This is a genomic window from Janthinobacterium sp. GW821-FHT03C08, assembly GCF_059420905.1.
Genome location: NZ_JBWKUP010000006.1, coordinates 41,106 through 63,766, shown reverse-complemented (window position 1 = coordinate 63,766; position 22,661 = coordinate 41,106). Strand labels below are relative to the sequence as shown.

Here is a 22,661-nt window from a genome sequence, read left to right as displayed (position 1 = left end):
GATGAGCCGCTCTTTCCCCTTATAAAGGCGCGCATGAGCGGCTCCCCCCTTTCCAAACGTACGCTGGCCCTGCTGCTGTCGGGCCTCGTCTTTCCCGGCAGCGGGCATTTTGTCCTGCAGCGCAAGGCGCGCGGCTGCCTGTTCCTCGTGCCCGCCCTGGTCGCGCTGCTGTTCGTATTGCGCCAGATCATGGCACGATTGGACCAGGTCATGGCACAGATCAACAGTGGCACCCTGCCCCTCGACGTGCAGCTGATCGTGGAAAGGGTGGACGCCCTGTCGGCCAACGACGGCCCCGCCATGGCGGTGGCCATGGGCGTGCTGGCCGTGTGCTGGCTGGCCAGCCTCGTCGATACCTTGCTCATCAAGCCATGACGCCGGCAGCGCAGGCGCGCACCGAGCGCCGGGAAGCGAAGATGCAGGCGCGCCGCGCCCAGCTGGCCGCCAAACGCCAGGACCACGGCGGCCCGCTGGCCTGGCGCGGCTGGTTCGACGGTTCCGCCCACCCGAATCCGGGCAGGCTGGGCGTGGGCGCCCTGCTGCTGGGGCCGAACGGCGAGCGCATCGAAGTGAGCCACGCGGCCGGCCATGGCAGCAGCAGCGACGCGGAATATGCGGCCCTGACGGCAGTGCTGCGGGCGGCGCTGGACGTGCGGCCGGTACAGCTATTGCTGTACGGCGACAGCCAGGTGGTGATCAACGATGTGCTGGGAACGACGCCGGCCGGCGCCAAGGGACTGGAAATGCACAGGGCCACCGTAGTGGCCCTGTTGCAACAATTTCCTGAGGTTAGCCTGCGCTGGATACCGCGCCACCGCAATGGCGAGGCGGACAGGCTGTCGCAGCGGGCGATCGCGACCTGGGAAGGCCTGCCGCTACGGGAGGATTAAGCGGCGCGGCCGATCCGCAGCGCTTCCGTCGGCGCCTTCGCCGCCGGCCGCGCGGTGCCATTGATGCCCTTCAGGCCGCCGGCACCCGCCTGCTGGCCATTGAGCTTGAACACGCTGACGACCTGCGCCAGGCTGTGCGCCTGGTGCTGCATGGATTCCGCGGCGGCCGCCGACTCTTCCACCAAGGCCGCATTTTGTTGCGTCACGGCATCCATCTGGCCGATGGCCCGGTTGATCTCGTCGATACCCACGCTCTGCTCGCTGCTGGCCGCCGTGATTTCCGTGATGATGTCGCTCACGCGCTGCACGCTGTCGACGATGTCGTTCATGGTCGAGCCAGCCTGCGCCACGAGCATGCTGCCCGCGTTGACCTGTTCCACGGAGGCGCCGATCAGGGTCTTGATTTCCTTCGCCGCCGAAGCGGAACGCTGGGCCAGGTTGCGCACTTCGGACGCCACGACGGCGAAGCCACGGCCCTGCTCGCCGGCGCGCGCCGCTTCCACGGCCGCGTTCAGGGCCAGGATGTTGGTCTGGAAGGCGATGCCGTCAATCACGCTGATGATGTCGACGATCTTGTTCGACGAGCTATTGATCGATTCCATCGTGCCCACCACCTGCGCCACCACTTCGCCGCCCTTGACGGCCACTTGCGCCGCCGACGCTGCCAACTGGTTCGCCTGGCGCGCATTGTCCGCATTCTGCTTCACGGTACTGGTCAATTCTTCCATCGACGACGCCGTTTCTTCCAGGGAACCGGCCTGCTCTTCCGTACGGGAAGACAGGTCCTGGTTGCCGGCGGCGATCTGCGTCGAGGACGTGGCGATGCTGTCCGTGCCGCTGCGCACTTCGCTGACGATGTTGAGCAAGCTCGTGTTCATGTCCTTCAGGGCGAGTAAAAGTTGCCCGGTTTCATCCTTGGCGCTGGCGTCGATCTGCGCCGTCAGGTCGCCGTCGGCCACCTTGCGGGCAATGTCCACGGCCGTGCGCAGGGGGCGCACGATGCCCGTCGTCAGCAGCCAGGCGCAGACGACGCCAAAACCCAGCGCCAGCGCCGCCAGCACCAGCAGCAGGTTGCGGCTGGTCTTGGCCACGTCATCGATTTCGCGCGCCGTGGCGTCGATGCTGGCGCGCTGGTGCTGCAGCATGTCATTGACCACTTTCAGGTATTTCGTCGAACCGGGCACGAAGATGCCCTGGAACGCCTGCGCCGCTTCCGCCTCCTGTCCATCGGCCTTCAGCTTCGACACTTGCGCGCGCGAGTCGAGGTACACCTTGCGCTGTTCGCTCACCAGGCGGAACAGTTCCTTTTCTTCCGGGCTGGAAATCAAGGCTTCTATCTTCTTTTGCAATTCGCCCGAGACGACGGACGACTGCTTGGCCTCTTCCGCAAAATACGCGCCCAAGGTCGTATCGCTGCTGCGGGCGATGGCCGTGGTGCGGCGCACGCCGCTGTCGATCTTCGCGTACCAGTCGGAAATATAGCGCTCCTTGGCCAGCGGCAGTTCCATCATGGTGCGCGTGGCAACGGCCACGTCGTGCAAGCGCCACACGCTGATACCCGTGATGAGCATGGAAAACAGCAAGATCACGGCAAAACCCAGGCCGAGGCGCACACCGATACTGACATTTCTTAACAAATTCATGTGACTATCCTAAAAAAGCGGAACCAGACTACATAAGGGTACGAAAGAATACATACAGAAAGACTGAACACGGCCGCGGCCGCCGATAGCCGGTGCTTAACCCAGGCGCAGGGCTGCCGGCCGGGCCGCACGCGTCGCCGCCTTCGCGCCGCCGGCCTGCTGGCCGTCGAGCTTGAACACGCTGACGACCTGCGCCAGGCTGTGCGCCTGGTGCTGCATGGATTCTGCGGCGGCCGCCGACTCTTCCACCAGGGCCGCATTTTGTTGCGTCACGGCATCCATCTGGCCGATGGCCCGGTTGATCTCGTCGATGCCCACGCTCTGCTCGCTGCTGGCCGCCGTGATTTCCGTGATGATGTCACTCACGCGCTGCACGCTGTCGACGATGTCGTTCATGGTCGAACCGGCCTGCGCCACCAGCATGCTGCCCGCGTTGACCTGTTCCACGGAGGCGCCGATCAGGGTCTTGATCTCTTTCGCCGCCGAAGCGGAACGCTGGGCCAGGTTGCGCACTTCGGACGCCACGACGGCGAAGCCGCGGCCCTGCTCGCCGGCCCGCGCCGCTTCCACGGCCGCATTCAGGGCCAGGATGTTGGTCTGGAAGGCGATGCCGTCAATCACGCTGATGATGTCGACGATCTTGTTCGACGAGCTATTGATCGATTCCATCGTGCCCACCACCTGCGCCACCACTTCGCCGCCCTTGACGGCCACTTGCGCCGCCGACGCTGCCAACTGGTTCGCCTGGCGCGCATTGTCCGCATTCTGTTTCACGGTACTGGTCAATTCTTCCATCGACGACGCCGTTTCTTCCAGGGAACCGGCCTGCTCTTCCGTGCGGGAAGACAGGTCCTGGTTGCCGGCGGCGATCTGCGTCGAGGACGTGGCGATGCTGTCCGTGCCGCTGCGCACTTCGCTGACGATGTTGAGCAAGCTCGTGTTCATGTCCTTCAGGGCGAGTAAAAGTTGCCCGGTTTCATCCTTGGCGCTGGCGTCGATCTGCGCCGTCAGGTCGCCGTCGGCCACCTTGCGGGCAATGTCCACGGCCGTGCGCAGGGGGCGCACGATGCCCGTCGTCAGCAGCCAGGCGCAGACGACGCCAAAGCCCAGCGCCAGCGCCGCCAGCACCAGCAGCAGGTTGCGGCTGGTCTTGGCCACGGCGTCGATCTCGCGCGCCGTGGCGTCGATCGTCGCGCGCTGGTGCGCCAGCAAGTCCGACACCATCTTCTGGTACTTGGCGGCGGCCGGCACGAAAGTCTTCTCAAACACTTCGTTGGCGGCCTCGATCTGCGATTCGCCTTTCAGCTTGTAGACCTGGTCGCGCGAGCCGATATACACCTTGCGCTGCTCCAGCAGGCCGGCGAACATGGCTTTTTCCTCCGGCTTGTCGATCAGCGCCTCGATCTTCTTTTGCAGCTCGGCCGAGCTGGCCGACGAGACTTTCGATTCTTCGGCGAAATAGCCGCTGAGCGAAGTGTCGCTGCTGCGGGCAATCGCGATGGTGCGGCGCACGGCGCTGTCGATGCGGCCGTACCAGTCGGAAATATAGCGTTCCTTGGCCAGCGGCTGCTCCATCATGACGCGCGTGGCGCTGGCCACGTCGTGCAGGCGCCAGACGCTGATGCCCGTAATGAGCATGGAAAACAGCAAAATCACGGCAAAACCGAGTCCCAGGCGGACACCGATGCTGACGTTGCGTAATAAATTCATGTGACTATCCTAAAAAAACCGATTGCCGGCGCGGCGCCATGGCGGGCAGCCTGGCGTGGCAGGTGCTGGCTGGCTGCGGCATCCAAAGCGGGCGTGACAAGTGAAACTGGCGCACGGTTCGCGTGAACCGTGCGCCAGGAAATGCGCTAGCGTGCGCCTTGCAGAAAGAGCAAGCAATGCTTGGGGTCAATTGTTTCTAAAAAAACCTACTCGGCACAGGGGTGTCCGGACGTACTGGACGCAACGCCGTCCTGGACTCTTCCTGGCGGCTTAGGCGGCCAGCTTCTCGATGAGGCCCATCTCGGCGCTGGACATCAGCTGGTCGATATCGACGAGGATCAGCATGCGCTCGTCGATGGTGCCCAGGCCGATCACGTATTCCGTGTTGATCGAGCGGCCCATGTCGGGCGCCGGCTTGATCTGTTCCGGCAGCAGGGTGGTGACGTCGGAAACGCGGTCGACGACCATGCCGACGACGCGGTTGCCGATGTTGAGGATGATGACGACGGTGAACTGGTCATAGCTGGGCGTGCCCAGGTTGAACTTGATGCGCATGTCGACGATCGGCACGATGATGCCGCGCAAATTGACGACGCCCTTGACGAACTCGGGCGCGTTGGCGATGCGGGTCGGCGTTTCATAGCTGCGGATTTCGCTGACTTTCTGGATGTCGATGCCGTATTCTTCCTGGCCCAGGGTAAACGCCAGGTATTCGGCAGCCTTGGCGACAGCCGCGCCCGATTCGCTGGAAATGGTGCTCATGTTGATCCTTTAGAAAAAACGCCGGATGCGCGCATGGCATTCGTGGTGCCTGGCGTTAAAGAACAGCGAATTAAAATTGCAATACGGCAATATTAACGCATGTAAATTTGACGTGCACTAAAAAAGCGCACCTGGGCATAATTTACTGTCTTTAAGGCAATCTTCTGTGGCAAAGCCGATACCAGGATCGTCGCGGCCCGCGTTTATTTCACGAGCGTGTTGTCAATGACGTCATCGAAGAAGGCATATTCGAAGCGGTACATGAAATCCATGGCGCACGGCACGCCGTGGCACAGGCCGGGCTTGAATTTTTCCTTGCTCAACAGAATCGCGCCGTAATACGCCATGCGCTCGTTCGAAGCCGAATACACGCTGACGTCGCCCACATTGCCCTCGGCATCGACCGACAGGATCAGCTTCATCTCGCCCCCGCCGCCGATGCGCCGGTGCACCTCGCGCAATTGCACGATGCTCGGTCCCAGCCCCCGCACGGGGAATGGCGGCTCGTCATCCGCCGCCATGGGGGAATACGTAGCGCGCAGCTTGGCCTTGTATTCCGCACTGAGTTCCCCGTACGTCTGGTTCAGCGGCAGCCAGCTGTCGAACAAGACATCGCGCCGGATATGCGTGCCCGTGGCGGGCGTCTCTTCCTTGTAGTTCAGCGCGGGATTCTTATACGCCAGCAATGGCGGGCAGGTCAGCATCGCAGCAAGCAGGATCAGGATGGTTCGCATGATGGCTTTCAGAGTGGAAGAAAACAGGCCCGGGCACGCTTCTGCCCAGGCTGGAAAAACATGCCGCGAGGCTAGTTTGCATTAAAAGCAAGAAAAAAACAATATCGCGCCACGGCGGCCGGCAGCGGCATGGCCCTATGGCACAATAGGGCGCTTTACCCCGGACATTCAGGATCACGCCACATGACAGACAGCAGTTCCCTCACCCTTTGGCAACCCCGCCTGCTGGCCCTGGCCATGGCCGGCCTGGGCGACGACGGCGCCCACGACATCAACCACTTGCAGCGCGTCTGGCGCAATGCCGGCCTGCTGCTGCAACAGCATGCCGAGGCCGATGCGCTGACCGTGATGGCCGCCTGCTACCTGCACGACCTGGTCAACCTGCCGAAAAACCATCCCGAGCGCCACCTGGCCTCGCGCCAGGCGGCCGCGCTGGCCTGCCGCCAGCTGGCGGAACTGGACTTTCCGGCAGACAAACTGGCGGGCGTGGCCCACGCCATCGCCACCCACAGTTTTTCCGCCGACCTGGCGCCCACCACCATCGAGGCGCAGATCGTGCAGGATGCCGACCGCATCGACGCGCTGGGCGCCGTGGGGCTGGCGCGCCTGTTTTACACGGCGGCGCGCATGGACAGCGCGCTGGCGCATGGCACGGACCCGCTGGCCGCCCATCGCCCCCTCGACGACAAGGCATACGCCCTCGACCATATCGTCACCAAGCTCGACAAGCTGCCCGGCAAGATGCAGACGCGGGCGGGCCGCGCCCTGGCCGAACAGCGGCTGGCCGTGCTGACGGATTTCCGCGCCGCCTTCGCCGGGGAATGGGGAATTGCGGCCTAGCATGGGTGGCGATAGCCAGCACGGCACATGCTGTCTATAATATAAGGCTCAGCTATCGCGCCGCGGCGCCAGCAGCAAGCTGGCACGCCCGGACGCAACGCCAACAACTGAACCCCGCCGGCCGCATGGCGGCGCGGGGTGCGCGCCGAAAGCATGCATGTCCGATAAAACCAGCCCCGACCGCCCTTCCCCATCCGCCGCCGCGCCCGCGCGCGCCGGCAACCTCAACTTCATCCTCGTCTGCGTCTTCATCGACATGCTGGGCATCGGCCTGGTGGTGCCCGTGCTGCCCATCCTGATCGGCGACTATGTGAGCGGCAAGGAAGCGCAGGCCTTCTGGTACGGCATCATGGCAGCCGTCTTCGGCTTGCTGCAATTCATCTTCATGCCCATGCTGGGCGCCATCAGCGACCGCGTGGGCCGCCGTCCCGTGCTGCTGTATTCGATGGCGGGCATGGGCGTGAACTTCCTCGCCACGGCGCTGGCGCCGAACCTGGCCTGCCTGTTCATCGGCAGGGTCATCGGCGGCATCTCGTCGGCCAGCATGTCCGTCGCGTCCGCCTATGCGTCCGACATTTCCACGCCGGACAACCGCGCCAAGAGCTTCGGCAAGATCGGCGCCGCCTTCGGCCTGGGCTTCATCTGCGGCCCCATGCTGGGCGGGCTGCTGGGCGACGTCAACCTGCACCTGCCCTTCTTCGTGGCGGCGGGACTGTCGGCGGCCAATTTCCTGTACGGCTACTTTTTTGTCCCCGAATCGCTGGCGCCAGGCCCCCGCCCACCCTTCACCCTGGCCCGCATCAACCCGTTTGCCGCCCTGCTGAAACTGGTGCGCCGCGTGGACATCCGCGGCCTCGTGCTGGCCTTCGGCCTGATGACGTTTGCGCAAATGATGCTCAACACCACCTGGGTGCTGTACACGCACTTCCGCTTCGACTGGACGCCGCGCCAGAACGGCATCGCCCTGTTCTGCGTGGGCCTGTGCGCGGCCGTGGTGCAGGCAGGCCTGCTGGGCCTGCTGATCAAGCGCCTGGGCGAAGTGCGCCTGTCCCTGCTGGGCATGGCTTCGGGCGCCCTCACCTACCTGCTGTACGGCCTGGCCACGCAGGGCTGGATGATGTACGCCTTGATCCTGTGCAACCTGCTGGCCTTTGCCGCCGGGCCGGCCCTGCAAGGCATCATTTCGAAGTCATCAAGCGCCAGCGAACAGGGTGAACTGATGGGTTCCCTGCAATCGATCAGCAGCCTGGGCATCATCATCATGCCTTTGCTCGGCAGCATGATCCTCGGACAGGTGAGCCACCTGCCGCCACAGGACTGGCGCATCGGCAGCACCTTCTTCCTGTGCGCCATCATGCAAACCCTGGGCATCCTCGTGGCCTGGCGTTACTTCAAGGCGCGGCGCGCGGCGAGAATTGCGGTTTCCACCATAAAGTAGTCGGCAGGATAATATTGTATTTAAGAAATAAATAGGCGAGAATGGCGCAATCAGCCGCGCGTTACCGACGCCCGGCATTCGATGGTGAGCAAGGATGGGTATGACTGACTTTTATTCCAGCGCCTGGCGCCGAACCGTGGCCATGCTGGCGCTGGCGTTGCCGTCCCTGGCGGGCGCACAATGCTCGCGCGATATCCAGGTGCCCGTCTCGGCCATCGGCGCCAGCGTGGTGGTCAACGGCGCCAGCATCAGCGGCATCTACCCGGACCTGCTGCGCAGCCTGGGCGCCAAGGCCGGCTGCAATTTCATCTTCACGGCCGTGCCGCGCGCGCGCCTGGAAGCGATGTTTGAGGCGGGCAAGGCGGACCTGCTGATACCGGCCAGCAGCACGCCGCGGCGCGACCAGCACGGCCTGTTCATTCCCATGCTGGGCAACCGCCCCCTGCTCATCTCGCTGCAAGGCGCGCGCGCGCCCATCAACACCATGCAGGACCTGATCGAGCGGCGCGAACTGCGCGTGGCGCTCGTGCGCGGCTACGACTACGGCGCCTCCTACCAGGCGCTGGCCAAGGACTTGAGCAGCCAGGGCCGATTGTTTTATGAAGTCGATGCGCTGTCCGTGGCGCGCCTGATGCAAAGCGGCTTCATCGACGCCACCATCATGGGTCCCACCATCCTCGCCGGCGTGGCGCAAAACGACGCGCGCGTGTACGGCCTCGTCGACCGCCTGCGCCTGGAAGCGCTGCCTGAGTTGCCGTGGGGCATGAGCGGCGTCTACCTGTCGCGCAAGTCGCTGACGGCGGAAGACCAGGCCACTCTGCGCGAACTGCTGGAAAAGGCGGGCCGCTCGGGCGTGCTGATGGAAGGCTTCCAGCGCCACCACCGGCAGGAACTGCTCTCGCTGAGCATCCGTCCCCGCTAAGGCCGGCGCATGTCCGGCCTGGTCGTCGCCGTCGTCCTGTTCGCCGCCCTGCTGCACGCCAGCTGGAATGCCATCGTCAAGTCGGGCAAGGATACTTTCCTCACCACCGTGCTCGTCTCCGTGGGCGCGGCCCTGATCTCGCTGGCCGTCCTGCCCTTCGTCGATGCCCCCGCCGCCGCCAGCTGGCCCTACCTGGCTGCCTCGGCCGTGGCCCAGCTGGCCTATTACTCGCTGCTGGCGGCCGCCTACCGGGCGGGCGACATGAGCCACGCCTATCCGCTGATGCGCGGCAGCGCGCCCCTCATCGTGGCGCTGGCCAGCTGGCCCCTGATCGGCGAACGTCTTTCTTTCATGCAGATGGGCGCCGTCGCCTGCATCTGCGCCGGCATCCTGGCCCTGTATGCCGCCGCGCGCCAGCCCGCCAGCGCCACGGTGCGCAAGAGCACGGGACGCGCCACCGCCTTTGCCCTGGGCAACGCCTGCGTCATCGCCAGCTATACCCTGATCGACGGCCTCGGCGTGCGCCTGTCCGGCGCGCCGGCCGCCTATACCATGTGGATTTTTGTGCTGAACGGCGCGGGACTCTTGCTGTGGACGGTGCTGCGCCGCCGCGCCGGCCTGCTGGCGTATGCGCGAACGCAATGGCATCTGGCCGCCTTCGGCGGTTTCGGCACCCTGGCCTCGTACGGCCTGGCCCTGTGGGCCATGACGCAGGCCCCCGTGGCCGCCATCGCCGCCCTGCGCGAAACGTCGATTTTGTTCGCCATCGCCATCGCGGCCCTGTTCCTGCGCGAAAAAATCAGCCCCCGCCGCTACCTGGCCATCGCCCTGATCGCGGCGGGCGCCATGCTCATGCGCATGGGCTAGCGGGCGTCGAGCGGCGCGATCGGCAACTCGATGGCGCTGGCCGCCCCTGCCGCGTGGTACACGCGCTGCGTCGCCTTCCGATAATCGCCGGGCTGGGCCAGGAAGATGTTCGGCACGAAGGTTTGCGGATTGCGGTCGTACAGGGGGAACCAGCTCGACTGCACTTGCACGGCGATGCGGTGGCCGGGCAGGAAGACGTGATTGGCGTTCGGCAAGGCGAAGCGGTAGCGCTCGATCTTGCCGGCAGAAATCGCCGTCGGATGCTCGAGGCTGTCGCGGTAGCGGCCGCGGAAGATATCCATCGCCACGCCCAATTGATACCCGCCCAGGGCCGGCTGCGACGGCACTTCGTCCGGATACACGTCGATCAGTTTCACCACCCAGTCCGCATCCGTGCCGCTGGTGGCGGCGAACAGCTTGACCATCGGCGCGCCGGCGATGCGCACGGCCGTTTTCAACGGTGCGGAAACATAGCTGAGCACGTCCGTGCGGTCCGCATAGCCGCGCTGGTCGCTGACCAGCCACGGTTTCCACACGTCGCCATCGTTCAGGCGCACGGGACGGGGCACGAAGGGCACGGGCTTGGCGGGATCGGCCACGTAGTCGTCGAAGGCGCCGCTGGCCGCATCGGCAGCATTGGCGGGCGCCGCAAAGCCCAGTTTGTTACCATCCTGCAAGTAGATGGGCGTCAGCTTCGTCTCGCACGTTTCGCAAGCCAGCGGCCACTGCTGCAGGCGCTGCCACTGGTTCGTGCCGCTCTGGTACGACGTCACGGGCGCCGTGTTCGCTTCCGGCGCGCCATCCTTCAGGTACTGGTTGAGGAAGGGTTGCATGACCTTTTCGCGGAACTGGCGCGCCGTGTCGCCGTCAAACTTCAGGGCGCCCAGGCTGGAACCTTCATAGTTGACGCCGCTGTGGCGCCACGGGCCGATGGCCAGGTAGTTGAGGTTATTGCGCTTGTCGCGTCCTTCCATGGCCCAGTAGCTGGCGTACGGCCCATAGATGTCTTCCTGGTCCCATTGCCCCACCACGTGCATGGTGGGCACGATCAGCGGACGCTGCGCCAGGATCTTGTCCAGCGCCTGTTCCTGCCAGTAGCTGTCGTAGGCCGGATGCTCGAACAGCTTCTTCGTGTAGGTCAGCTTGTCGATGCCGAACTTCTTCGCGTAGTCGCCAGCCGAGCCGATGCGCAGATACGCGTCGTAATCGTCGTAGACGCCCAGGGCCGGCGATTCGCCGCCGCCGCGCACGCTCGTCTGGCCCGCGATGTAGGACAGGCTGGGCATGCGGAAGGCGCCGTTGTGGAACCAGTCGTCGCCGCGCCAGCCATCGACCATGGCGCTCATGGGGATGGCCACCTTCAGGGCCGGATGCGGGTCCACCAGGGCCATCAGCACCGTATGGCCTTCATAGGACGATCCCAGCATGCCCACCTTGCCATTGCTTTCCGGGACGTTCTTCACCAGCCAGTCTATGGTGTCCCATGCATCGGTCACATTATCGACCTTGGTATTGTTGAGCGGGCCGCGCACGGGACGCGTCATCACGTAGTCGCCTTCCGAGCCGTACTTGCCGCGCACGTCCTGGAACACGCGGATATAGCCATTTTCCACCAGGGTATCATCGCCCTGCGGCAAGGTGGCCAGCATGCTGGGACTGGCCGCGCGCTGGGCACGGCGCGCCGCATTGTAGGGCGTGCGCGTGAGCATGATGGGGGCGCGCTGCACGCCCTTCGGCACGACGATCACCGTGTACAGCTTGACGCCGTCGCGCATGGGCACCATCACGACGCGCTTGACGTAATCGTTCAGGTCGGGCATCACCAGTTTGGCGCCGATATCGGGCGTCATCGGCGGCGTTTGCGCCAGCGCGGAGGCGCTGAACAAGGTACTGACCAGCAGGGCCAGTGCGCCCAGGCGGATGGGGGATACGACAGGCATACGCTTCTCCAAAAAATTCATGTCGGCAATAGTACCCGGAAAGCAAGGTTGACATAAATCAAGCGTCCAGCGGCCCGCAGATAAATCGGGGCGCAACTTGACAGAACGCGTGCGAACTGCAACCATAACGCCATGAAATTTATCCCGTCACAACACGCCTGCTTGAATTGGTGGTCCCGCTCACTTTCGCGCGGCCACTGCATAGTGATGTGAATTTGATCCACGCCGCCTCGATCGGTGGCGTAACAGGCTCAGCCTGGATCAACCCCGATGCAGGCGGCTCAAAAGGAAACTTGATGAGCTTGCCTAACACCCCAGATACCCAAGACCAGAACGACGCCCCGGCAGCACCGCTGTCGGCCGCCGCCATCGCCTCGCAGTCCGTGATCCTGACGGGCGACCGCCCCACCGGCCCCTTGCACCTGGGCCACTTCGTCGGCAGCCTGCGCGACCGCGTCGCCTACCAGAACAGCTACAAGCAATTCATCATGCTGGCCGACGCGCAGGCGCTGACGGACAATATGGACGACATCGACAAGGTGCACCGCAACGTCGTCGAAGTGGCGCTCGATTACCTGGCCGTCGGCATCGACCCGACCAAGACGACCGTGTTCATCCAGTCGCAGATCCCGGAACTGGCCGAGCTGACCTTTTACTACCTGAACATCGTCACCGTGGCGCGCCTCGAACGCAACCCCACCGTCAAGGAAGAAATCCGCCTGCGCGGCTTCGAGCGCGACATTCCAGCGGGCTTTCTGACCTACCCGGCCAGCCAGGCGGCCGACATCACGGCCTTCAAGGCGGGCGTGGTGCCCGTGGGCGAAGACCAGATCCCGATGATCGAGCAGACGAATGAAATCGTGCGCCGCTTCAACCGCATGTACAACCGTGAAGTGTTGATGGAATGCAAGGCGCTGGTGCCCGACATCGGCCGCCTGCCGGGCATCGACGGCAAGGCGAAGATGAGCAAGTCGCTGGGCAACACCATCAACCTGGGCGCCACCCCGGCCGAAATCACGGCCGCCGTGAAAAAAGTCTACACGGACCCGCTGCACCTGCGCGTGGAAGACCCGGGCCACCTGGAAGGCAACGTGGCCTTCACCTACCTGGACGCGTTCGACCCGGAAAAAGCGGCCCTGGCGGAAATGAAAGCCCATTACGTGCGCGGCGGCCTGGGCGACAGCATCGTCAAGAAGCGCCTGGACGTGGTCTTGCAGGAAATGCTGGCGCCGATCCGCGCCCGCCGCGAAGAGTTCGCCAAGGACAAGGGCCAAGTCATCCAGATGCTCAAGGAAGGCACCTTCAAGGCGCGCGAAGTGGCGGCCCGCACGGCCGATGAAGTCAAGTCGGCGCTGGGCCTGAATTACTTCTGATTACCATTTACCAATAGCAAACTGATGCGCCTTGGCGGAGTCGGGTAAAATCCCGTCTCCGCCAGGGCGCAATGCATTTGGTACCGTGGCATCAGCAATCCGTAGAGAAGAAGACAAACGCGCAATGACCGATACCGCTATCGAACGGCTGCTGCAGCAGCATTTTTCCATCGATGCGCTGCAGCAGGCGCCCGCGCCCCTGCAGCAGGCCCTGCGCATGCTGGGCGGCTGGCTGTCCGCCGACCGCGACACGGCCTACCCGCATACGCCCTACACGGAACTGCTGACGCAACTGTCCGATACCTGCCTGCCCGCGCACGGCATGCCCGTGGCCGATTTCCTGCAAGAACTTGACGCCACCGTGCTGGCCAATACGGCCCAGCTGAACCATCCGCAATACATCGGCCACATGACGCAGGCCTTGCCCTGGATCAGCGTGCTGGCCGAAGCGTTCACGGCCACCCTGAACCAGAACCAGGTCAAGATCGAGACGGCGTATGTGTCGACCCTGATCGAAAAGCAGATCCTCGGCTGGCTGCACCGCCAGGTGTACCGGCAGCCGGACGCCCTCTACGCGCAAGCCATGGCCGCCACCAGCGGCGCGCTGGGCAATGTCGTCAATGGCGGCACCATGGGCAACTTGACGGCCCTGGCCGTGGCGCTGGAAAACCAGTTGCCCGGCACGCGCAAGCGCGGTTTGTTTGCCGCCATGCAGGAATCCGGCTATGCGGGACTAGCCGTGATCGGCTCGGCCCGCAGCCATTATTCCGTGAAAAAGGCGCTGGCGACTTTGGGCCTCGGTGAAGACGCCCTGCACCTGGTGGCCGTCGACCGCGACAACCGCATCGACATCGCCGCGCTGGAAGCGACCATTGCCGATTTGAAATTGCGCAAGATCAAGGTCGTCGCCATGATCGGCATCGCCGGCACGACGGAAACGGGCGCCATCGACCCGCTGGCCGCCATGGCGGCAATTGCCGCGCGGGAAAACATCTGGTTCCACGTGGATGCGGCCTGGGGCGGCGCCCTGCTGATCGCGGAGCAGTACCGGCCCCTGTACGACGGCATCGCCCTGGCCGACTCCGTCGTCATTGACGGGCATAAATTGCTGTGGGTGCCGATGGCGCAAAGCATGGTGCTGTTCAAGGACGGCGCCAGCCTGAACCGGCTGAAACACAACGCCAACTACATCTTGCGCGACAACTCGGGCGACCTGGGCCAGACGTCGCTGGAAGGCTCGCGCCGCTTCGATGCCTTGAAACTGTGGACCTCGTTCAAGGTGCTGGGCGTGTCCGGCTACACCACCCTGCTGCAGCAGGCCGCCACCCTGTCCGGCCAGCTGCAGGAGCTATTGGCCGACCAGCAGGATTTCGAACTCGTCACGCGCTCCGACACCTTCATTCTCACCTACCGCTACGTGCCCGCGCACTTGCGCCAGCGCATGGACGCCCTGCTGGCCGGCGGCCAGGCCGAGCAAGCCGCCGAATTGAACAAGCAGCTCAACACGCTCAATGCCAATCTGCAGAACCGGCAAAAGGCGGAAGGGCGCAGTTTCGTGTCGCGCACGGTGCTCGAATCGACGCGCTACCCGGGTCCCACCAACGTGCTGCGCGTGGTCATGACGAACGTCAGGACGCGCCCCCACCACTTGCGCGCCATTTTGACCGAACAGCGGGCCATCGGCCAGGCGCTGGTGGCGGAACTGAGCTTGCCGGATTGATTATTATCAAAATTCAATAGTCTGCGTCACGCGACAGTGCTAGAATTTTGGCTGGAGATGGCATTCCTCCCACGGATTTCTTCGTGAACCGCCTTCGGGCTGATGATGCCTGCACGCTTTCCTGGACAACCGGAAAGATGCAGGCACGCGGGCCGCGTTCATGCATCGTCCGCCGCCTGTCCAGGTCCGACCCACGCCAGACTGGACGCGCACGATGACACGACCTCCGCCCTCCCTGACTGCCCTTGCCGATTTATTGTTGCATCTCCTAAAATGGCTGCTGATCGCCGCTGCCGTGGCCATCCTGGCCGGCACCGCTTCAGCCGCTTTCCTGTTCGCCCTGGACTGGGCCACGCGCACGCGGCTGGCGCATGCCTGGCTGATCTGGCTGCTGCCGGTGGCCGGTTTCGCCGTCGGCTGGCTGTATCTGCGCTACGGCAGCGCGGTCGAAGGGGGCGCCAACCTGCTCATCGACGAAATCCACGACCCGAAAAAAATCATTCCCCTGCGCATGGCACCGCTGGTGCTGGGTGCCACCGTCGTCTCGCACCTGTTCGGCGCCTCCGTGGGACGCGAAGGCACGGCCGTGCAGATGGGCGGCGCACTGGCCGACCAGCTCACGCGCCTGTTTCGCCTGGACCAGGAAGACCGCCGCATCATCCTCATGGCCGGCATCAGCGCCGGCTTCGCTTCCGTCTTCGGCACGCCGCTGGCGGGCGCCCTCTTCGGCCTGGAAGTGCTGGCCATCGGCCGCCTGCGCTACGAAGCCATGCTGCCCTGCCTGCTTGCGGCCGTCATCGCCGACCAGGTGGGCCTGCTGTGGGGGGTGCAGCATACGCACTACGCCGTGCCCTTGATTCCCGCCCTCTCGGCCTGGCCCCTGGGCGCGATGGTCATCGCCGGCGTGCTGTTCGGCGTAACCGGTAAACTGTTTGCGCACGCCACGCACGGCGTGAGCAGCTGGATGAAGCGCAAGATTGCCTACGCCCCTCTGCGTCCGCTGGCCGGCGGCGTCATCATCGCGCTCGCCGTGTGGCTGCTGGGCACGGACCGCTACATCGGCCTGGGCATTCCCACCATCGTCGATGCCTTGCAGGAGCCGCTACCCGCGTGGGACTTCCTCGGCAAGATGGCATTCACCATTGTTTCTCTCGGCACGGGTTTCAAGGGCGGCGAGGTGACGCCCCTGTTCTTTATCGGCGCCACCCTGGGCAATGCGCTGGGGCCTGTGCTGCACCAGCCCGTCGCCTTGCTGGCCGCCATCGGCTTTGTCGCCGTGTTTGCGGGCGCCGCCAACACGCCCATCGCCTCGACCCTGATGGCCATGGAACTGTTCGGCGTAGAAATTGGCGTGTACGCGGCCATCGCCTGCGTCGTCGCCTACCTGTTTTCCGGCCATGCGGGCATTTACCGGGCGCAGCGCAGCGGGCATGCCAAGCGACAACTAGCCCCGCCGAAAAATGACAAGCGCGGTTAAAGACTGCTCGCTACCGGCAAGTCCATATCCGGCTTCCAAGCTAGCGCAAAGGCATCAGCAGCGGCGATTTTTCCGGCATCAAGCGCCGCCGCCAAGGACGTGCACCGCTCCGCGCCATATTGGCTATCGACATGTGTAGCAAGCTTACAATAGGTGTAGGACAGCACGGGATCAGCCTGCACACCCTGCCCGTTTTCATATAAACCGGATAGACTGAGCAACGCGGCGCTTTGCCCGCCCTTGGCTGCCAGGCGATATAACGTCAACGCCTGGGCATAGTCCTGCGCGACGCCTTTGCCGTTCTCATACATATCAGCCAGGTTATTCGTGGCCACCAGATTGCCATCGTCTGCCGCCTGTCGATACAGGCTAAACGCCCGGCTGAGGTCACGCTTGACGCCCAATCCACGGGCGTAAAAGTAAGCCAGCCTCGCCCTGCCTTCGGCATTGCCCTGCTCATCGAGCCGCTGATAAAGTGCTATGGTTTTGGACTTATCTTCCGGCACACCCAGGCCATGATAGTAAATGTTACCCAAGGCCAACATTCCGGTCGCATTGTCTCGTGCTGCAGCACGGGTAGCCCAGCGCAGGGCCTTGGGATAATTCAAGTGCAAGTTGTCCAGGTAATAGACTGCCAGTGCCCCCTGCGCCTGCACGATATTGCGCTCCGCAGCCATGCGCATATAGACGAATGCCTGCTGCATATCCTTTGCAACGCCTTCCCCGCGTTCATAGGAGAGTGCCAGGTTATATGCCGAGTTTCCACTCCCCGCTTCGGCGGCCTTCGCGTACCACTGTACCGCCGCGGCCTGGTCCAGCGGGACGCCCTCGCCAGCCCAGAACATCCACGCCAGCGCATTCATGCCCCCCTCGTCGCCATTCGCCGCAGCCAGTTCAAACCAATACTTGGCCAGCTGATAATCCTGCGGAATATACTTTCCGTGTAAATATAAGGTGCCCATTTCATATTGTCCCGCGGAGTAACCCGCGTCCGCGCTGGCGCGCCATTTTTCCACAGCTGTCGCATAATCTCCGCGCTTGAAAGCAGCCTGACCTAGATAGAAGTTTTCGTCTCGTTGTTTCCACCTGTCAACTTCCTTCCGCGCCCGTTCATATTGGGCAGAGCTGCGCAAGCCATCCACCTCATACCACAGGAAACCCCGCCTAGCCACCAACAGATCGTTGGCCAGCAGGGCTTGCTGAGCGATATAGAACCAGCTGTCGTTCAATGCCAGCTCCCGCTTATCGGCCGGAAACGTGTCTATCAGATTGAGCAAGGCATCCGTACCAAGCTCCCCAACCAGCATCGCAAGCAAGGGACGAGGCCAGACACCATCCGGAATTTCCCTGGCTAACTGCTCTACCTTGGGGGACAAAGGCTGCCGCGCTCTCTGTGCCAGGATGATCTCGTCAGCCAGGTCCAAACCTGCGGCGATGCTCGTGCCGGCAGCACCCCGTGCGACCCGATAAGCCGACATGGTCGCCAGGGCGGCATGGTCGTCGCCAGCATATGCCTGTGCCCAGGCCAGTTCACGCCAGTACGGGCTGTCGTCATGCAAGGAAACACTTTGAAAGAGGGAAACACTTTGAGTAAATTCTCCCAGCACATAGGACAAGCGCGCCAGACACAGCGCTGCATCGGCGCCCGGCTCCTCCCGCAACGCCTGCGCCGCTGTTCCGAACATGGCCCATATATCGTCCGTCGCCAGGTCGCTCAGGCGATATGCATTGATGAGCAGATCGCACGCTTTCGCCATACCTTCCGGTGTAGTCTGGTTTGCCTCCATGGACTGCGAAACGGCATGGCCGCTTCTAGCGACCAGCATGGCATCGCGCTCGCGCAAGGAGAATGACATGGCGCTCACCTCCGGCGTATCCACCGCATCGTAGCGAATGCGGAAAGCCGATTCCGCATACGCTCCCAGCAATTTCGCCTGTGCATGCAAGGCTGGTACGTCGGCCGCAGGCACGACAGCCTGCTTGACCCGATAATCAAGCATGTAGTCGAGGACATTACCTTTTAGCGTCAACTCGCTGCGCGCGCTGAAAACAGGATTATCGATAACCTTGCTGCCTATGTCCTGATTGACGCGCACGGTAGGCGGCCACTCGATCCGCAGGCGATAGCGCGACGCATACCTCCCCTTGGGCAACGCCAGGGGGTAATTGCGCACGATTTTTTTCGGCAGTCCCAAGCTTCCTTCCAGAATATGGCTGGCATAGTCGATCACATAAGCGCCATCCTCCTGGCGCACAGGCCTGGGCAGCTTGTAGCGCCCCGACATGGTAAAGACATTCGCCTCTGTATCATCCTCCATGCGGGGCGGAGTCATCAACGCCAAGCCCGGGTACAGGCTTTCATAGCGTTCCAGCATGCTCTTCGCCAAGTCGTTGCTGGACAGGCGGGGCGCTGCCGCGCGCATCGCCTCGGCATAAGCACCACGGAAGATTTGGCGCGTCTCCAGGACGGCATCGCCATCGAAGCTGCCGATGCTGATGTCGTCAGAGTGTTCGTACACGGGTCCTGCATCGCCGGGCTCGGGCAACACCGTCAAACCTGTAGATGCAGTGTCAACCACCAGTCCGTATGCGCCCGCAAAGACCGTAGTAAGCTTCTCCAGCGTCAACTTTTGTCCGCTTGCAACTGGGTCCACATAGTAAGTGCGGTCGTCAAGCCGCACTTGCACGACCACGTGGTCAAACATGGCAGGCGAGGCGATGATTTTCGCTGGCGCCTTCGGTGCACGGGCGTTGAGCAAGACCAGGCGGGCGGGTATTCCTAGCTGCTGGAGCAAGCTGACCAGTAGGTAACTTTTATCCTTGCAATCACCGTAGCGCCGCTTGAGCACGGTATCCGGCGTGTGCGGACGATGCGAATTCTCGCCGATGGAGACGCTGAAGTAACGGACTTCATCTTGGACCCAGCGCAAGGCCGTGCTCACCCGGGCAGCTGGAGTCGGTTGCCGGCTTATTTGGTCCGCCAGTGCCTTCAAGGCCGGCGTGACCGGCGCAGGGGGAAACAGGCCGTTGGCCCACCTGGCGACGCTGTTCCAGTCGTGGTGCTCACTCATCTGCAGCGCGCGTCCAGGCATATAATCGCTGGGAACGAACTCTTCCGATTCAAGAGCTTCCAGGCCCCGCTGCTCGAAACACAGCCGCTCTGTGCGCCCCTGGCGGGAAATATGAGGTGTCAACGGTGCAGCTTGGAAATCACCCAGCAGGCGCCAATGCATGGGGCGGTCGTGGGGATGAAACACCGTCAGGCTGCGACGCTCGACGGGCATCCAGGCATCCCAGGAAAACTCACTGGACCATTGCTTGCCAAACACCGGATTGCTGCCCTCGATACTGTAGGTAATCCACAGGGTGTCGCCCACGCGTATGTCGTCTAGCAATAATTGCAGCGTCATTGCCCCCTCGTACAGGCCCGCATCAATACCGGTTTCTCGTTCGAGCAGCCGTACATTGACGCCCTGCGTACGATCCATCCGCTGCGTGCCACGCAAGATGACCAGGCGATGCAAATGCAGTTTCTGATACGCGGGGAAATAGTCGATGCTGAACTGGCCGATGGCAGCCAATGCCGACTGCTCATTGACCTGAATGGCACGATTGTGCAACACCGCACTCCTGCCCCCCACCCATGCCTGGGTCTCGGCCAGACGCATCACGGCGGGATCCTTGCGCTCGGTTACAGGTATGTCCAGCAAGGGATCTGCCCATCCCGGCAAAGCCAGGCCGCGGCTGAATTGGTGCGTCGGGGGGATTGCAGCTTTCTTCGTCACGGCTGCGGCGATGCTGCTGCCGTTTGCGGGTTGAACGAAGACAAGTATCATGCTGCCTGCCAGCACCGCTAAAAGTTTGCGCATAGGAGCTCGGGAATGGATCAAATGGGTACCCATCAAAACAAGGGCAGCGGTACAAATGCTTTTTCAGGCCAGCCCAACCGCATGAAAAAATACCCAGCCGTGTTTTTATTGTAATTGAAAAATTAATAAAAAATCAAATCATCGTGCATGCATCGTCTGCCCAACTTCCTGCGTGGACAAGACTGGCGCCATGCAGGCATGGCTCCAGGACAGGAATGATATGACCCAGAATATCTACGACAACGACGCCTTCTTCACGGCCTACAGCCAGCTGCCCCGCTCGATCGGCGGACTCGACGCGGCACCCGAATGGCCGGCCCTGCGCGCCATGCTGCCCGATGTACAGGGGAAACACGTGCTGGACCTGGGCTGCGGCTATGGCTGGTTCTGCCGCTGGGCCGCGCAAGCGGGTGCGGCGCGGGTGCTGGGCTTGGACGTATCGGCAAAGATGCTGGCGCAGGCCGGCGGCATGGGGGAATACGCGGCGCTCGCCTATGCCAGGCTTGATCTGGAACAACTGGCCTTGCCGCCGGCCAGCTACGATCTCGTTTACAGTTCGCTGGCCTTCCAGTACATCGAGGATCTTGCCGCCCTGCTGGCCGCCATCCGCCACGGCCTGAAACCGGGCGGCAAGCTGGTGTTTTCCATCGAGCACCCGATCTTCATGGCGCCGCGCCAGCCCGGCTGGCTGACGGATGGGCAAGGCCGCAAGACCTGGCCCGTCGACAGTTACCAGCAGCAAGGAGCGCGCGTCTCCGACTGGCTGGCGCCCGGCGTGGTCAAGCAGCACCGCACCCTGGGCACGACCATCAATGCCTTGCTGCAAGCGGGCTTCCAGCTGGAACATGTGGAAGAATGGGGACCGACCGACGAACAGGTGGCGCAGCAGCCGGCCCTGGCGGAAGAACGCGAGCGGCCGATGCTGCTGCTCATCGGCTGCCGCTTCCCGTAAGGCGCCCTCAGCTGGCCACGTTGCGCGTAAAACGCAGGATGGCCTCGCCCGCATTCACATAGCTGTACGCCTGCGCGCTGCTGAACACGAAAAAATCGCCCGTGGCCAGCCGTTTTGTTTCCGCCGCCAGTTCCAGCTGCAGCTCGCCCTCCAGCACGTAGAGCATTTCGCTGAAACCGGGCGGATCCGCTTGCGCATCGTAGCGCTCGCCCGGCGCCAGGGTCCACGACCACAGTTCCACCTGGCGGCTGGCGGGCGCGGCACCCAGCAGCACGGCCTGGCTGGCGGGCGAGACACCTTGCCACATCAGTACGCGCAAGCTGTCGTGCGGCTGCCGGGGCGGCTGCACCAGGTCGACGAAGGCCACGTTCAAGGCGGCAGCCACGTGGTCGAGGTTGGCCAGGCTGATATTGGTGCCGCCCGCCTCGACGCCGTTGACCATGCGCCGGCTCAGGCCCGACAGGCGCCCCAGCTCTTCCTGGCTCAGGCCCGCGGCGAGGCGCAAACGCCGCAGATTTTTCGCCAGGTGTTCCAGTACGCCACCGGCCTCGGCTTGACTGCGCAATATATTGCTCCTATGATGATGGGAAATATTTTGCTCATAGCATAGCCTCCCATGAAAACACACGCAAGTCCCCCGCCCGCCCTCGGCCTGCCCGAACTGGCCCTGATCGCCATCACCTTCATCTGGGGCGGCACTTTTCTCATCGTGCAGCATGCCGTGACGGTCAGCGGCCCGCTGGCCTTCGTGGCCGCCCGCTTTGCCGTGGCCGCCAGCATCGGCGCCCTGATCTGCCGCGGCCAGCTGAAGCAGCTGAGCAAGGCCGAGCTGTTCACGGGCATGGCCATCGGCGTGAGCATCTTTGGCGGCTACGCGCTGCAAACCTATGGCCTGATGCATATCACGAGCAGCAAGTCGGCCTTCATCACGGCCTTCTACGTGCCCATCGTGCCCCTGGTGCAATGGCTGGTCTTCCGGCAGCGGCCCCGCCCTGCCGTCTGGGCGGCCGTGGCGCTGGCGTTCGCGGGCTTGCTGATGCTCACCGGCACGGATGGCCTGAGCATGGAGTTCGGCACGGGCGAGCTGATGACGGCCGTGGGCGCCATCGCCATCGCCCTGGAAATCATCCTGATCAGCCGCGTCTCGCCGCAGCTGAACATCCTGCGCGTGACCATCGTGCAGCTGGCCACGGCCTCGCTGATCGCCCTGCTGCTGATGCCCGTCATGGGCGAAGCGCCGCCAGCCTTGAGCAAGACTTTCATCTTCAGCGTGCTGGCCCTGGGCTGTGCCAGCGCCTTGATTCAATATGTGATGAACTGGGCGCAAAAGCGCATTTCCGCCACCAAGGCCACCCTGATCTATGCGGGCGAGCCCGTGTGGGCCGGCGTGATCGGGCGCATCGCCGGCGAACGCCTGCCGGCCCTGGCCATCTCGGGCGCCATCCTGATCATCGCCGCCGGCATCCTCAGCGAGTGGCGGCCGAAGCGGCGCACTGGCACGGCCAAAGCCGTTCAGCCATAGCG

At 63.5% G+C, this 22,661-nt stretch carries 18 protein-coding genes and 1 riboswitch; of the genes, 11 read left to right on the top strand and 7 right to left on the bottom strand.

Annotated elements, in window-relative coordinates; all coding sequences use genetic code 11:
* Positions 1–33: 33 nt before the first annotated feature.
* Together AC07VL_RS09710 and AC07VL_RS09705 are read left to right on the top strand one after the other, a co-directional pair.
* Entirely contained in the window at positions 34–375 is a 342-nt protein-coding gene (locus AC07VL_RS09710) for a hypothetical protein (protein WP_494805648.1), read from the top strand.
* Entirely contained in the window at positions 372–890 is a 519-nt protein-coding gene (locus AC07VL_RS09705; protein ID WP_494805647.1) for a ribonuclease HI family protein, read from the top strand. The genes AC07VL_RS09710 and AC07VL_RS09705 overlap by 4 nt, the downstream gene beginning before the upstream one ends.
* On the opposite strand, the gene AC07VL_RS09700 is transcribed toward AC07VL_RS09705, so the two are convergent.
* From AC07VL_RS09700 to AC07VL_RS09685, 4 genes are all read right to left on the bottom strand, one after another.
* The gene (locus AC07VL_RS09700) at positions 887–2,533 is read right to left on the bottom strand and encodes a methyl-accepting chemotaxis protein (RefSeq protein ID WP_494805646.1); all 1,647 of its coding nucleotides are present in this window, start codon (positions 2,531–2,533) and stop codon (positions 887–889) included. The genes AC07VL_RS09705 and AC07VL_RS09700 overlap by 4 nt on opposite strands.
* A 96-nt stretch (positions 2,534–2,629) precedes the next feature.
* Positions 2,630–4,243 (bottom strand): methyl-accepting chemotaxis protein, encoded by a 1,614-nt coding sequence (locus tag AC07VL_RS09695; protein WP_494805645.1) that lies wholly within the window; start codon positions 4,241–4,243, stop codon positions 2,630–2,632.
* Positions 4,244–4,513: 270 nt separating this feature from the next.
* A complete protein-coding gene (locus AC07VL_RS09690) occupies positions 4,514–5,005 on the bottom strand; it encodes a chemotaxis protein CheW (protein ID WP_092802530.1) in 492 nt (163 codons plus the stop codon).
* Positions 5,006–5,208: 203 nt separating this feature from the next.
* Entirely contained in the window at positions 5,209–5,739 is a 531-nt protein-coding gene (locus AC07VL_RS09685) for a hypothetical protein (protein ID WP_494805644.1), read from the bottom strand.
* Between the two features lie 183 nt (positions 5,740–5,922).
* On the opposite strand from AC07VL_RS09685, the gene AC07VL_RS09680 reads away from it, so the two are divergent.
* From AC07VL_RS09680 to AC07VL_RS09665, 4 genes are all read left to right on the top strand, one after another.
* Positions 5,923–6,579 carry an HD domain-containing protein gene (locus AC07VL_RS09680; protein WP_494805643.1) on the top strand — a complete coding sequence of 219 codons (657 nt, stop codon included), beginning with the start codon at positions 5,923–5,925 and terminating at the stop codon, positions 6,577–6,579.
* A 157-nt stretch (positions 6,580–6,736) separates the two neighbouring features.
* Positions 6,737–8,017 (top strand): TCR/Tet family MFS transporter, encoded by a 1,281-nt coding sequence (locus tag AC07VL_RS09675; RefSeq protein ID WP_494805642.1) that lies wholly within the window; start codon positions 6,737–6,739, stop codon positions 8,015–8,017.
* A gap of 100 nt (positions 8,018–8,117) precedes the next feature.
* Complete coding sequence (locus AC07VL_RS09670; RefSeq protein WP_494805641.1) at positions 8,118–8,939, top strand: substrate-binding periplasmic protein; 822 nt, start codon at positions 8,118–8,120, stop codon at positions 8,937–8,939.
* 9 nt (positions 8,940–8,948) lie between these two features.
* On the top strand, positions 8,949–9,806 hold the full coding sequence (locus AC07VL_RS09665) for an EamA family transporter (RefSeq protein WP_494805640.1): 858 nt from the start codon (positions 8,949–8,951) through the stop codon (positions 9,804–9,806).
* Here AC07VL_RS09665 and AC07VL_RS09660 read toward each other — a convergent pair.
* Positions 9,803–11,746 (bottom strand): CocE/NonD family hydrolase, encoded by a 1,944-nt coding sequence (locus AC07VL_RS09660; RefSeq protein ID WP_494805639.1) that lies wholly within the window; start codon positions 11,744–11,746, stop codon positions 9,803–9,805. The genes AC07VL_RS09665 and AC07VL_RS09660 overlap by 4 nt on opposite strands.
* Positions 11,747–12,042: 296 nt before the next feature.
* Between AC07VL_RS09660 and trpS the strand changes: the two genes are divergently transcribed.
* The 3 genes from trpS (at position 12,043) to AC07VL_RS09645 (ending at position 16,316) form a co-directional block, all read left to right on the top strand.
* Positions 12,043–13,119 (top strand): tryptophan--tRNA ligase, encoded by a 1,077-nt coding sequence (trpS, locus tag AC07VL_RS09655; RefSeq protein ID WP_494805638.1) that lies wholly within the window; start codon positions 12,043–12,045, stop codon positions 13,117–13,119.
* Positions 13,120–13,243: 124 nt separating this feature from the next.
* On the top strand, positions 13,244–14,839 hold the full coding sequence (locus AC07VL_RS09650; RefSeq protein ID WP_494805637.1) for a pyridoxal-dependent decarboxylase: 1,596 nt from the start codon (positions 13,244–13,246) through the stop codon (positions 14,837–14,839).
* Positions 14,840–14,883: 44 nt separating this feature from the next.
* A riboswitch (Fluoride riboswitch) is annotated at positions 14,884–14,958 on the top strand.
* Between the two features lie 95 nt (positions 14,959–15,053).
* Positions 15,054–16,316 (top strand): voltage-gated chloride channel family protein, encoded by a 1,263-nt coding sequence (locus tag AC07VL_RS09645; RefSeq protein ID WP_494805636.1) that lies wholly within the window; start codon positions 15,054–15,056, stop codon positions 16,314–16,316.
* On the opposite strand, the gene AC07VL_RS09640 is transcribed toward AC07VL_RS09645, so the two are convergent.
* Positions 16,313–20,185: a DUF3857 domain-containing protein gene (locus AC07VL_RS09640; RefSeq protein ID WP_494805635.1), complete on the bottom strand. Its 3,873-nt coding sequence runs from the start codon at positions 20,183–20,185 to the stop codon at positions 16,313–16,315. The two genes, AC07VL_RS09645 and AC07VL_RS09640, sit on opposite strands and share 4 nt — an antisense overlap.
* A gap of 220 nt (positions 20,186–20,405) precedes the next feature.
* Between AC07VL_RS09640 and AC07VL_RS09635 the strand changes: the two genes are divergently transcribed.
* Positions 20,406–21,137: a class I SAM-dependent methyltransferase gene (locus tag AC07VL_RS09635; RefSeq protein ID WP_494805634.1), complete on the top strand. Its 732-nt coding sequence runs from the start codon at positions 20,406–20,408 to the stop codon at positions 21,135–21,137.
* A gap of 7 nt (positions 21,138–21,144) precedes the next feature.
* On the opposite strand, the gene AC07VL_RS09630 is transcribed toward AC07VL_RS09635, so the two are convergent.
* Entirely contained in the window at positions 21,145–21,702 is a 558-nt protein-coding gene (locus tag AC07VL_RS09630; protein ID WP_494805633.1) for a helix-turn-helix domain-containing protein, read from the bottom strand.
* Between the two features lie 51 nt (positions 21,703–21,753).
* On the opposite strand from AC07VL_RS09630, the gene AC07VL_RS09625 reads away from it, so the two are divergent.
* Complete coding sequence (locus AC07VL_RS09625; protein WP_494805632.1) at positions 21,754–22,659, top strand: DMT family transporter; 906 nt, start codon at positions 21,754–21,756, stop codon at positions 22,657–22,659.
* Positions 22,660–22,661: the final 2 nt, after the last annotated feature.

Coding starts and splice junctions, on each gene's coding strand:
- AC07VL_RS09710 (WP_494805648.1), top strand. CDS start 34: ATGAGCGGCTCCCCCCTTTCCAAACGTACGCTGGCCCTGCTGCTGTCG.
- AC07VL_RS09705 (WP_494805647.1), top strand. CDS start 372: ATGACGCCGGCAGCGCAGGCGCGCACCGAGCGCCGGGAAGCGAAGATG.
- AC07VL_RS09700 (WP_494805646.1), bottom strand. CDS start 2,533: ATGAATTTGTTAAGAAATGTCAGTATCGGTGTGCGCCTCGGCCTGGGT.
- AC07VL_RS09695 (WP_494805645.1), bottom strand. CDS start 4,243: ATGAATTTATTACGCAACGTCAGCATCGGTGTCCGCCTGGGACTCGGT.
- AC07VL_RS09690 (WP_092802530.1), bottom strand. CDS start 5,005: ATGAGCACCATTTCCAGCGAATCGGGCGCGGCTGTCGCCAAGGCTGCC.
- AC07VL_RS09685 (WP_494805644.1), bottom strand. CDS start 5,739: ATGCGAACCATCCTGATCCTGCTTGCTGCGATGCTGACCTGCCCGCCA.
- AC07VL_RS09680 (WP_494805643.1), top strand. CDS start 5,923: ATGACAGACAGCAGTTCCCTCACCCTTTGGCAACCCCGCCTGCTGGCC.
- AC07VL_RS09675 (WP_494805642.1), top strand. CDS start 6,737: ATGTCCGATAAAACCAGCCCCGACCGCCCTTCCCCATCCGCCGCCGCG.
- AC07VL_RS09670 (WP_494805641.1), top strand. CDS start 8,118: ATGACTGACTTTTATTCCAGCGCCTGGCGCCGAACCGTGGCCATGCTG.
- AC07VL_RS09665 (WP_494805640.1), top strand. CDS start 8,949: ATGTCCGGCCTGGTCGTCGCCGTCGTCCTGTTCGCCGCCCTGCTGCAC.
- AC07VL_RS09660 (WP_494805639.1), bottom strand. CDS start 11,746: ATGCCTGTCGTATCCCCCATCCGCCTGGGCGCACTGGCCCTGCTGGTC.
- trpS (WP_494805638.1), top strand. CDS start 12,043: ATGAGCTTGCCTAACACCCCAGATACCCAAGACCAGAACGACGCCCCG.
- AC07VL_RS09650 (WP_494805637.1), top strand. CDS start 13,244: ATGACCGATACCGCTATCGAACGGCTGCTGCAGCAGCATTTTTCCATC.
- AC07VL_RS09645 (WP_494805636.1), top strand. CDS start 15,054: ATGACACGACCTCCGCCCTCCCTGACTGCCCTTGCCGATTTATTGTTG.
- AC07VL_RS09640 (WP_494805635.1), bottom strand. CDS start 20,185: ATGCGCAAACTTTTAGCGGTGCTGGCAGGCAGCATGATACTTGTCTTC.
- AC07VL_RS09635 (WP_494805634.1), top strand. CDS start 20,406: ATGACCCAGAATATCTACGACAACGACGCCTTCTTCACGGCCTACAGC.
- AC07VL_RS09625 (WP_494805632.1), top strand. CDS start 21,754: ATGAAAACACACGCAAGTCCCCCGCCCGCCCTCGGCCTGCCCGAACTG.